Origin of the sequence: Endozoicomonas acroporae (genome assembly GCF_002864045.1) — a bacterium.
In the GTDB taxonomy this organism is placed as follows: Bacteria; Pseudomonadota; Gammaproteobacteria; order Pseudomonadales; family Endozoicomonadaceae; genus Endozoicomonas; species Endozoicomonas acroporae.
Map to the genome: position 1 here is coordinate 1 of NZ_PJPV01000117.1, position 9937 is coordinate 9937.

At 46.9% G+C, this 9937-nt stretch carries 4 protein-coding genes; 1 reads left to right on the top strand and 3 read right to left on the bottom strand.

The window, feature by feature from the left end:
* Together CX664_RS17625 and CX664_RS17630 are read right to left on the bottom strand one after the other, a co-directional pair.
* Positions 1-1639 (bottom strand): ankyrin repeat domain-containing protein (locus tag CX664_RS17625; protein WP_180966538.1); only part of this gene is annotated, 1639 nt, incomplete at its 3' end.
* 360 nt (positions 1640-1999) lie between these two features.
* Positions 2000-8854, bottom strand: coding sequence for an ankyrin repeat domain-containing protein (locus CX664_RS17630; protein WP_101748008.1), 6855 nt, complete (start codon positions 8852-8854; stop codon positions 2000-2002).
* A gap of 164 nt (positions 8855-9018) precedes the next feature.
* Here CX664_RS17630 and CX664_RS17635 point away from each other — a divergent pair, with 164 nt between their 5' ends.
* Positions 9019-9204: a hypothetical protein gene (locus CX664_RS17635; RefSeq protein ID WP_101748009.1), complete on the top strand. Its 186-nt coding sequence runs from the start codon at positions 9019-9021 to the stop codon at positions 9202-9204.
* Positions 9205-9389: 185 nt separating this feature from the next.
* Here the strand turns inward: CX664_RS17635 and CX664_RS17640 are convergent.
* The coding region (locus CX664_RS17640) for an ankyrin repeat domain-containing protein (RefSeq protein WP_146000107.1) at positions 9390-9937 on the bottom strand (548 nt) is incomplete at its 5' end.

Here is a 9937-nt window from a genome sequence, read left to right on the forward strand (position 1 = left end):
GGTCAAAGTCCAGCAATGTCTGGATGGCCTCTGTTTGGCCTTTACGAGCAGCGGCGTGGAGAGCCGTTTGGGCATCGTTAGTCTTCTCTTTGGCCAGTGAGCGGTCAAAGTTCAACAATGCCTGGATGGCCTCTGTGTGGCCTAAAGCAGCAGACCAGTGGAGAGCCGTATCGCCAAACTTATTCTTCTCTTTGGCCAGGGAGCAGTCAAAGGCCAGCAATGTATTGATGGCCTCTGTGTGGCCTTTTTCAGCAGCGTAGTGGAGAGCCGTTTGGCCATTGTTATCCTTCTCTTTGGCCAGTGAGCGGTCAAAGTTCAGCAATGCCTGAATGGCCTCTGTTTGGTCTTTACGAGCAGCGTAGTGGAGAGCCGTCAAGCCATATTTATCCTTCTCTTTGGCCAGTGAGCTGTCAAAGTTCAAAAATGTCTGGATGGCTTCTGTGTGGCCGTTACGAGCAGCGGCGTGAAGAGCCGTTTGGGCATCGTTAGTCTTCTCTTTGGCCAAGGAGCGGTCAAAGGCCAGCAATGTATTGATGGCCTCTGTGTGGCCTTCATCAGCAGCTTTGTAGAGTGCCGTCCAGCCATCGTTATCCTTCTCTTTGGCCAATGAGGGGGCAAAGTTCAGCAATGTCTGGCTGGCCTCTGTGTGGCCTTTAAAAGCAGCGACGTGGAGAGCCGTCTGGCCATATTTATCCTTCTCTTTGGCCAGGGAGGGGGCATTGGTCAGCAATGCTTCTATGGCCCCTGTTTCGCCTTTATGAGCAGCGAAGTGGAGAGCCGTCCAGCTATCGTTATCCCTCTCTTTGGCCAGTGAGGGGTCAAAGTTCAGCAATGTCTGGATGGCCTCTGTTTGGCCATTATAAACAGCATAGTGGAGAGGGATAGCCGTTTGGCCATTCTTATTCTTCTCTTTGGCCAGGGAGGGGGCAATGGTCAGCAATGCCTTGATGGCCTTTGTGTGGCCTTTACGAGCAGCTAAATGAAGAGCCGTTTCGTCATCGTTATTCTTCTCTTTGGCCAGGTAGAGAGCAATGTCCAGCAATGCATTGACGGTCTCTGTGTTGCCTTGACGAGCAGCTTCGTGGAGAGCCGTATCACCATTGTTATTCTTGACATCAACCCGGATGCGCATGGGGGCAATGTTCTTAAATGCCCTGACGATCTCTGTGTGACCATTACGAGCAGCTAAGTGGAGAGGCGAACAGCCATCGTTCATCTGTTCATTGACTGGGGTTTGATAATTTTCCAGCAGCTTCTTGACGGACTCTATGTGGCCGTTCTGAGCGGCCATATGCAGGGGCGTAGCACCATCTGTATGTGTTTTGACATTGACATCCACTTTAAGCATTCGGGATTCACAATAAGGTGATTCGTCGTCATCGAAGCTTTCCCCGTCCTTACCAATCAGTGGCAGTGCCGGTTGCCCGCATTCACTGCATCGGCGCTTATGAAGACTTGTTTCACTCTGCTTGTCAAGGTGTCGGGTGATGCACCCCAGGTGGAAAACGTGGGGTTCCGGTTTGCAAGATGTTTCGACCAGTGAGTGTCCACCAAATTGTCCTCTGATATGTTCGTCAGTTATACAGATAGAAGAACAATTAAAGCGGACATCTGCCCTGTTTCTACCGACACCATCCATCGCTTTAGCCTGCCATTTGACTCAAAACTTCCAGTACGACAAAAAATCAGCAGGGTAAGTTCCACAAAAAACAGAATTTTTTTAACAAGAAGATTGTCGTTTAAATCAAAAGTCAGGCATGGAGTCAATTTTCACTAGACAGTGATCGTTTATCCGGAATACAAGCAATGGCAACCACAAATATCTGGCAACAGTTCAAGGCGCTGATTACTGAAGGGGCGGAAAACTCGGAAAACGAAAACTCGGGTCAGGTCTTGATTCTTGACGCTTATTAATCCTGTTCTACTTTTATAGCTTCTTGATTATAAGCTGGGGGCATAAAAAGTGAGCAGGCCATTGAGAATTGAGTACGCAATTAAGTTAAATTTTAAAAATCATCTTCAATGCTTCAGATAGATCTTTGAACTCTACCTGGCTGCCAGTTGAGTTGATCTGTAAACGGGCGGGGCTGTTTGATGACTCAAACCGGTAAAATTCAATGTGAATTTTCTGACTGTTCTTGATGTTATGCAGTAAATTGATGGGGCCACTGCAAACCTCAAAATTCTTTTCTGACAATAATGTGTCAATATCATAAGTTTCGTTGTCTCTTTTTAATTCATTGAGAATTTTATTGATGACGCTATCGAATTCTTTGGATGCTTTTTTTTCAGGTTGTTCTGCTACCTCGCTACTAAGATTATTCTGCATTTTTTCTGCGGTGTTAACAATTCCCTGCTGAAGTTCTTTCTGAAGTTTCTCCTGAAGTTTTTTCTCGCCAGTGTTAACAGCATCAGAAATTATCTTAAGCAAGTCTTGTAAATTCGCATGCCTAATAATTTCCTCAATAAAGTCTAATGGTATTAGGCCAAAAGTGTCTTTAATTGGAGCCACGAAAAAATTGCGCACCATTTTTGGCAGATCACAATCAACCAGACATAACTTTATATTCACACTGACTCTGGCTTTTGATTGCTCTTTTTTGTCAATGCTTTTTGCCGTAAAATGCAATCTTTCATATTTATCCAAGAATTCAATAATTTTACCTTTGGTGCCTTCAATATGGAAAGGATAGCTATCCAGTATTAAATTATTATAAGATTCAAATCCAGGCATAAAGTGTACGGTACGGTAGATTTGTTTCAGGTCTTTAGGATTTATGGTATTGGGGTTTCCTCTAATTCCGGAATAGCCGAAAATTGCATCTTCATGGCTGCCTTTAATAATTTTATCACCAAAATCTTTTGCTAAAACAACAAAGGAGTTAATTTCAGGGCAAGGGATAAAATTCAAATCTGGATACTTTACTTCAATTTTATTAAGGTCTTCAATTACTTGTTCATTTATAAATACTTTTTCCTGATAGCGAATAGAACCATCTGATAAGTCAACTGGATTACTTTGACTGTGAGTATTTTCATTTTGGTCGTTGGTCTGACAGGATTGTCCTTCAAAATATTTGTTGAGATAATACTCACCTTTATTTTTGCGTTCACATTCGTTGAGATTATTCCAGTCCTCCTGCAGGGCCTCTTGGCAAACAGGGTGTTTAGCCAAATCCAGGGGTTTATTGTTTTGCTTATCCTCAGCATTGATATCAATTGGGTGTTTTATTTGGTCTAGCAACCCTATCAGGCACTTAATATTGTCTGCCTCGGCAGCCAAATGTAATGGTGTCTTGCCTTGGTTATCAGTAGCATTGATTTTAAGTGTGTCTTTTTTTTCTTCTAGCAATCTTTTCAGGCACCGAATATTGTCTGCCTCGGCAGCCAAATGTAATGGTGTCTTGCCTTGGTTATCTTTGAGATTGATGTTTACGTCATCGAACTTGGAGAGTATGCACTCAAGACATTTTTCATATCCTTGAACCTCCTTAGAACTATTGTAGTTCCAACATTTATCTATAATGACATAGTGCAAAGCAGCCATACCACTATGCTGAACTTTGTCATTGATATCTATTGTTTTGTTAAACTTTTTATCAAAAAACCTTTCCAGGCAATCGTTTTTGCCATAAGCAGCAGCATACAGAAATAACCTCGAAAGCTGGTAATCATCTTGTATTATACTTTTGGTTTTGATCAGTTTTATCAGGCCTTCGTTTTTGTTGTCATTATGAATAGTTAAAAGTAGTGGTGAAACACCTTGATTATTATTAGTATGGAAATATTGATGTATAGTTTTACCTTCTTTTTCACAGATCACTTGCAGAAATCTTATATTACCGTTATAAGCTGCATAGTGCAGCGGAGTATTATCGTCCATGTCAGGTTCAATAAAATCATTAATATCTTTATCTTTATCTTTAAAGCATTTGTAATTTTCTTCCAGCCAATTAATTCTCTTCTCTGACATGGCTATACGATGCAGTAGCGTTATACCTTTGTTATTTTTCTTATGCACATCAGCTTTAGCCTTTATCAGCTCTCTTACGCATGCATCAGTAGCAGCCAGGAGCAGTGGCGTGTCACCATTTTCATCTTTAGCCTTTATCAGCTCTCTTACGCATGCATCAGTAGCAGCCAGGAGCGGTGGCGTGTCACCATTTTCATCTTTAGCATTGATGCATGTTAATTCTTTGAGTTCTTTCTTTAGTTTGGGTTCTTTCAGTAGTAGTAACCGAAGACAATCTCTGTGTCCCTCCTCAGCTGCATAGTGCAGGGGTGTCCTCTCTCTTTTATCTTTAAGCTTGATGGATTCCAAGTTCCCTTCACGTATCGCTTTCTCCAGAAATTTTTCCAGGTAATTTTTATTGCCTTTTTCTGCAGCGTAGTGCAGGAGTGTTTTAAGTGTTTTATCGTCAGTTTCTTCGTCCTGATCTTCCAGGTGTATCCTATTGACCAGTAACTCTGTATCTTTGTTGTCATAATTTTCATCGATGGCTAATCGCAGGGCATGATAAATATTTATGTCTGAGAGATCCATATATTTTTCACATAATTTTTCCAGACATTTCTCATTCTTTTTTAAAATTGCATAATGTAGCGCTGTTTTTCCACTGTTGTCAGTTTGGTTGATATTCTCTTTAGAGATTATATTTTTTAGTGGTTCGAGGTCCTTCTCAGCATAATACAGCACTTCAGCAGCATAATGCAGCGCTGTTTTTCCACTGTCGTCAGTTTGGTTGATATTCTCTTTAAAGCTTAGAGAATACACTTCCGAAATGTCGCCCTTCTCAGCCGCACGGTGCAGCTTTGTTTTCCCAAGCTCATCAACGTCTTTGGCTTCCCCGGAGGGAGGATATTCCTGCGGGAATACTATGCTGTCCTCCTCAGCAGCAGAATCAGCCAGAGCAGTTCTGTTTTCGCTGATAGCGGGTGACTCAATTGTTGACAGTTCCCGTGGTGCCGGGTCAGTATCCGGGCCTTCATTGAATGACTTTTTACGAGAGTCAACCGCAGTTTTACTATCAGTCGGGGCAGGATCGTTAGTGGCAACAGAGCCAGCCTGAGCTGTTTTGTCAGCTTTTTTGGTATCGTCGATCTTCACGTTGGTTGTGAGCGTACTGTTGTCTTTTTCATGATCGGCCTGGGAAACAGCAGCAAAGGACATTAATACCTTGGCGGTCTCTTTCATGCCCTTAGCTAAATTGAGCGCCGTTTCGCAATTCTTATCCTTAACTTTGGCCAGGGAGCGGTCAAAGGCCAGCAATGTCTGGATAACCTCTGTGTGGCCTTTTTCAGCAGCTTTGTCGAGAGCCGTCAAGCCATCTTTATCCTTCTCTTTGGCCAGGTCTTTGGCCAGGGAGGGGTCAAAATCCAGCAATGCCCGGATGGCCTCTTTGTGGCCTTTTGCAGCAGCTTTGTGGAGAGCCGTATGGCCAAAGTTACTTTTCTTTTTGGCCAGTGAGGGGTCAAAGGCCAGCAATGTCCGGATGGCCTCTGTGTGGCCTTGAGCAGCACACCAGTGGAGAGCCGTCCAGCCATTGTTATCCTTCTTTTTGGCCAGGGAGGGGGCAAATTTCAGCAATGCCTGGATGGCCTCTGTGTGGCCTCTAAGAGCAGCGTAGTGGAGAGCCCTTTGGCCATCGTTAGTCTTCTCTTTAGCCAGTGAGGGGTCAAAATCCAGCAATGCCTGGATGGCCTCTGTTTGGCCTTTAAGAGCAGCGGCGTGGAGAGCCGTTCGGCCATTCATATCCTTCTCTTTGGCCAGTGAGGGGGCAATGGTCAGCAATATCTGGATGGCCTCTGTTTGGCCATCACAAACAACGTAGTGGAGAGCCGTTTCGCCATTGTTATCCTTCTCTTTGGCCAGTGAGGGGGCAAAGTCCAGCAATGCCCGGATGGCCTCTTTGTGGCCTTTTTCAGCAGCTTTGTGGAGAGCTGTTTGGCCATATTTATCCTTCTCTTTGGCCAGGCAGGGTTCAAAGACCAGCAATGCCTGGATGGTTTTTGTGTGGCCTTTAGCAGCAGACCAGTGGAGAGCCGTACGGCCAAGGTTATTTTTCTTTTTGGCCAGGGATGGGTCAAAGGCCAGCAATGTCCGGATGGCCTCTGTGTCGCCTTTAGCAGCGGGCCAGTGGAGAGCCGTCAAGCCATCTATATCCTTCTCTATGGCCAAGGAGGGGTCAAAGTCCAGCAATGACCGGATGGCCTCTGTGTGGCCTGTAAGAGCAGCTGCGTGGAGAGCCGTGCGGCCATTGTTATCCTTCTCTTTGGCCAGGGAGCGGTCAAAGTCCAGCAATGACTGGATGGCCTCTGTTTGGCCTTGAGCAGCAGACCAGTGGAGAGCCGTCAAACCATCTTTATCCTTCTCTTTGACCAGGTCTTTGGCCAGTGCGGGGTCAAAGTCCAGCAATGCCCGGATGGCCTCTGTTTGGCCAAAATAAGCAGCGAAGTGAAGAGTCGTTCCGCCATCGTTCTCCTTCTCTCTGGCCAGTGAGGGGGCAAAGTCCAGCAATGTATGGATGGCCTCTGTTTGGCCTTTAAGAGCAGCGACGTGGAGAGCCGTTCGGCCATTCATATCCTTCTCTTTGGCCTGTGTGGGGGCAACGTTCAGCAATGCCCGGATGACCTCTGTTTGGCCTTCACGAGCAGCGGCGTGGAAAGCCGTTTCGCTATTGTAATCCTTCTCTTTGGCCAGTGAGGGGTCAAAGTCCAGCAATGCCCGGATGGCCTCTGTTTTGTCTTTACGAGCAGCGGCGTGGAGAGCCGTTTGGCCATTGTGATCCTTCTCTTTGGCCAGTGAGGGATCAAAGTCCAGCAATACCAGGATGGCCTCTGTTTGGCCTTGAGCAGCAGACCAGTGGAGAGCCGTCAAGCCATCTCTATCCTTCTCTTTGGCCAGTGAGGGGTCAAAGTCCAGCAATGCCCGGATGGCCTCTGTTTGGCCACTATAAGCAGCGAAGTGGAGAGTCGTTCCGCCATAGTTCTCCTTCTCTTTGGCCAGTGAGGGGTCAAAGTCCAGCAATGTCTGGATGGCCTCTGTTTGGCCTTTAAGAGCAGCGGCGTGGAGAGCCGTTCGGCCATTCATATCCTTCTCTTTGGCCAGTGAGGGGACAAAGTTCAGCAATGCCTGGATGGCCACTGTGCTGTCCCAAATAGCAGCGATGTCGAGAGCCGTTCTGCCATATTTATCCTTCTCTTTGGCCAGTGAGCGGTCAAAGTTCAACAATTTCTGGATGGCCCCTGTTTCGCCTTTATGAGCAGCGAAGTGGAGAGCCGTCCAGCTATCGTTATCCCTCCCTTTGGCCAGTGAGGGTTCAAAGTCCAGCAATGTCTGGATGGCCTCTGTTTGGCCATCATAAGCAGCGTAGTGGAGAGCCGTTTGGCCATTGATATCCTTCTCTTTGGCCAATGAGGGGTCAAAGTCCAGCAATGTCTGGATGGCCTCTGTTTGGCCTTTACGAGCAGCAGCGTGGAGAGCCGTTAGGGCATCGTTAGTCTTCTCTTTGGCCAGTGAGGAGTCAAAGCCCAGCAATGCCCGGATGGCCTCTGTGTGGCCTATAGCAGCAGACCAGTGGAGAGCCGTATCGCCAAACTTATTCTTCTCTTTGGCCAGGGAGCAGTCAAAGGCCAGCAATGTATTGATGGCCTCTGTGTGACCTTTTTCAGCAGCGTAGTGGAGAGCCGTTTGGCAATTGTTATCCTTCTCTTTGGCCAGTGCGCGGCCAAAGTTCAGCAATGCCTGGATGGCCACTGTTTGGCCATTATAAACAGCATAGTGGAGAGCTGTTTGGCCACGGTTATTCTTCTCTTTGGCCAGTGAGCGGTCAAAGGCCAGCAATGTCTGGATGGCCTCTGTGTGGCCTTGAGCAGCAGACCAGTGGAGAGCCGTCCAGCCATCGTTATCCTTCTCTTTGGCCAATGAGAGGTCAAAGTTCAGCAATGTCTGGATGACCTCTGTGTGGCCTTTTTCAGCAGCTTTGTGGAGTGCCGTCCAGCCATTGTTATCCTTCTCTTTGGCCAATGAGGGGTCAAAGTTCAGCAATGTCTGGCTGGCCTCTGCGTGGCCTTTAAAAGCAGCGACGTGGAGAGCCGTCTGGCCATATTTATCCTTCTCTTTGGCCAGTGAGCGGTCAAAGTTCAACAATGTCTGGATGGCCTCTGTGTGGCCGTTAAGAGCAGCTAAATGAAGAGCCGTTTCGTCATCGTTATTTTTCACTTTGGCCAGCAATGGGGAGCGGTCAATTTCCACCAATGCATTGACGGTCTCTGTGTGGCCTTGACGAGCAGCTTCGTGGAGAGCCGTATCACCATGGTTATTCTTGACATCAACCTGGATGCGCATGGGGGCAATTTCCTTAAATGCCCTGACGATCTCTGTGTGACCATTACGAGCAGCTAAGTGGAGAGGCGTACAGCCATCGTTCATCTGTTTATTGACTGGGGTTTGATAATTTTCCAGCAGCTCCTTGACGGACTCTATGTGGCCGTTCTGAGCGGCCATATGCAGGGGCGTAGCACCATCTGTATGTGTTTTGACATTCACATCCACTTTAAGCATTCGGGATTCACAATAAGGTGATTCGTCGTCATCGACGCTTTCCCCGTCCTTACGAATCAGTGGCAGTGCCGGTTGCCCGCATTCACTGCATCGGCGTTTATGAAGACTTGTTTCACTCTGCTTGTCGAGGTGTCGGGTGATGCATCCCAGGTGGAAAATGTGGGGTTCCGGTTTGCAAGATGTTTCGACCAGTGAGTGTCCACCAAATTGTCCTCTGATATGTTCGTCATTTATACAGATAGAAGAACAATTAAAGCGGACATCTGCCCCGTTTCTACCGACACCATCCATCGCTTTAGCCTGCCGTTTAACTCAAAACTTCGAGTACGACAAACAATCAGCAGGGTAAGTTCCACAAAAAACAGAATTTTTAACAAGAAGAGTGTCGTTTAAATCAAAAGTCAGGCATGGAACCAATTTCACTAGACAGTGATCGTTTATCCGGAATACAAGCAATGGCAACCACAAATATCTGGCAACAGTTCAAGGCGCTGATTACTGAAGGGGCGCGGGTTGTAGCCACCATGACCGCTAATAACGGCAATGGCACCAGTCAGGCAGAGCTTCGGGATGGTTCGGTTATTAGCGTCACAGGTGAATCTGTGGGTGTTGGCCAGAAGGCATTTATTCAGAAGAGATAAAAGGTGGAGGTTTGAAATAATCAAGAATCGGTTCTCCGCTCAATTTTATTGCTCACTTTAGAAGGCAGCTCAATGGTTGGGCTCCATAGTCTTCAAGAAGTTTCTTGCACTCTGTGCGGCCAAACATGATAGCCAAGTCGAGAGCCGTTTCGCCATATTTATCTTTCTTTTTGGCCAGGGAGGGGTCAAAGCAATGCCTGGATGGCCTCTGTGTGGCCTTTAAAAGAAGCTATTTGGAGAGCCGTGCGGCCATTGTTATCCTTCTCTTTAGCCAGGTAAGGGGCAATGGTTAGCAATGTCTGGATGGCCTCTGTGTGGCCAAAAAGAGCAGCTGTGTGGAGAGCCGTGCGGCCAATGTTATTCTTCTCTTTGGCCAGGGAGCGGTCAAAGTCCAGCAATGTCTGGATGGCCTCTGTGTGGCCTTTAAGAGCAGCGTCGTGGAGAGCCGTATCGCCAATGTTATTCTTCTCTTTGGCCAGGCAGGGGACATTGGTTAGCAATGTCCGGATGGCCTCTGTTTGGCCTTTATTAGCAGCCAAGTGGAGAGCCGTATTGTTGCCACGTTTATCCTTCTCTTTGCCCAGGGAGGGGGCAATGGTTAGCAATGTCTGGATGGACTCTGTTTGGCCAGAAAAAGCAGCTGTATGAAGAGCCGTGCGGCCAATGTTATTCTTCTCTTTGGCCAGGGAGGGGGCAATGGTCAGCAATGTCTGGATGGCCTCTGTGTGGCCTT